This window comes from Vibrio sp. 2033 (genome assembly GCF_033339735.1).
The window spans coordinates 1-520 of the sequence record NZ_JAWOVC010000825.1; the positions used below are offsets into that span (position 1 = coordinate 1).

Here is a 520-nt window from a genome sequence, read left to right on the forward strand (position 1 = left end):
GCGAACACCTGCCTGATACCCTGCGCCCTAATCGCCAGGGCGGTGTTTCCTGGCTACCCGATAATTCCGGGTTTTTCTATAGTCGGTTTCCGGATGCGGCAGCCGGAGAAGAGTTAAAAGGCGCCAGCAAATTCCAAAAACTTTATTTTCATAAACTCGGTACCCCTCAATCCGAGGATAAACTGATTTATGAAAGGCCGGACGATGGCGAACTCTTTATCGGAGGTAACGTTACGGAAGATGGTAAATGGCTCATAATCAGCATTGCCAAAGGTACCGAACGTATGAACATGGTTTACTTCAAAAGCCTCGACCGCGAAGATTCCCCGATTATTCCGCTCGTTCCTGACCGCACAAGCAGCTATTCCTTTGTTGGAAATGACGGACCGGTTTTTTATTTCAGGACTGACCACGATGCCGAGCGCGGTCGTCTTGTCAGCGTAAACGTCCTTGAGAAAAATAGAATCTGGCGAGAAATCGTACCCCAGTCAGCCGAAACACTTAATTCTGTTCAGATGAT

At 48.3% G+C, this 520-nt stretch carries 1 pseudogene; it reads left to right on the forward strand.

Features of this window, described 5'->3' with window-relative positions:
- A pseudogene (locus R7P74_RS29310) lies at window positions 1-520 on the forward strand (hypothetical protein); the annotation flags it as partial.